Genomic DNA, 1,302 nt, shown 5'->3' on the forward strand with positions numbered 1-1,302 from the left:
TGCGTGAGGACGCCATCCGGCCGCGACCCGTCATCGACCCCGCCCTGCCCGACCGCCAGCGCCGGGAGGCCTCCCTGGGGGCACGGCCTCCGGAACCCCCGCCCAGAGGCGGCGGAGGGCCCCCCGAGGCCCGCCCTCCGAGGCTGTCCGACAGCGGTGTCCACCTGCTCGGCGTCGGGTTCACCACGACCCTGGCCCTGATCACGGCGGGCTGGTACCTGGGCATGGTGATCGCCAGCGTCAGCCTCGTCGCCTACGTCGCGGCCCTGGCCTTCCGGCGGGACGCCCACCCCGCCGTGCGGGCCGCGGGCGCCGCGGCGGGGGCGGGCACGCTGGTCACCGCGCCGGTTTGGCTGCTGGACGTCGTGCCCCAGGACCCCTCCCCGGGCATCCCGTGGGTGGTGTTCGGGGTGCTCGTCGCCGTGGTCACCGCCGACACCCTCACCTCGCGGGTGCGCCGGACCGACCGGGAGCGGTACCGGGAGCGCGTGGTGCTGCCCGACGACGTCAGTGAGGGCGACCACGCCCTGCTGGTGGAGGTGCAGCGCACGATCGACCTGGTGCGCGGGGCCCGGACCGAACTCGGCGGGGAGTCCCTGGACACCGACCGGGCGCTGACCGTCCTGCACGAGCAGGAGTGGCGCATCGCCTCGCTCCTGGCCCGGCAGCGCGAACTGCGCCGCTCCCACCAGCGCCGCTGGCAGCGGGCGGTCTCTCCCCGCGTCAGGGAGGCGCTCAAGCCCCAGCGAGAGCACCTGCACGCCGTCGAGGAGGCCGTGCGCGCCCGGGTCGCCCAGATCACCGAGTACGGACGCCTGGTCGAGCAGGCCGTCGCGGCCCACCGGGAGTGGGAGCAGTGCCAGGATGCGGTGGACTCGACCGCGGAGTACACCGAACACCTGGCCGCGGCGGGCTTCCTCGGCACCCGGGCCGCGGACGTCGCCGAACTCGCCGCCACCGCAGCCCTCGCCCGGCAGGTCCGCGACGAGCGCGTCAGCCGCCTGGCCGGACACGACCTGGTCGCCCACGGGTGAGCCCCCGCGGCCACCGCGTCCGGGGCGCGCGGCCGTGGGCCCCCGGACACCGCGGCACCGGTTGCGACCAGCATCGCGGTAGTTGTCCGGATGCGGACAGTGGGGACTTCGGCAATCGTCCCCAAACGCCTCCGGCTTCTGACACATTGGGCGAATGAGTGAAGTCAGGGAGAGCGTCCACCCCCTCACCTCCGCCAAGGAGACGGTGTCGGTCGGGGTCGCCTCGGGCCGGGGCGGGTTCGTCGAACTCCTCCGGGACGCCCGCCGG

At 75.3% G+C, this 1,302-nt stretch carries 1 protein-coding gene; it reads left to right on the forward strand.

The window, feature by feature from the left end:
- The coding region (locus tag DQW06_RS04385) for a hypothetical protein (RefSeq protein ID WP_117198002.1) at positions 1-1,034 on the forward strand (1,034 nt) is incomplete at its 5' end.
- Between the last annotated feature and the right edge of the window lie 268 nt (positions 1,035-1,302).

The sequence above is a fragment of the Nocardiopsis sp. TNDT3 genome, assembly GCF_003427465.1.
Classification (GTDB): Bacteria; Actinomycetota; Actinomycetes; order Streptosporangiales; family Streptosporangiaceae; genus Nocardiopsis; species Nocardiopsis dassonvillei.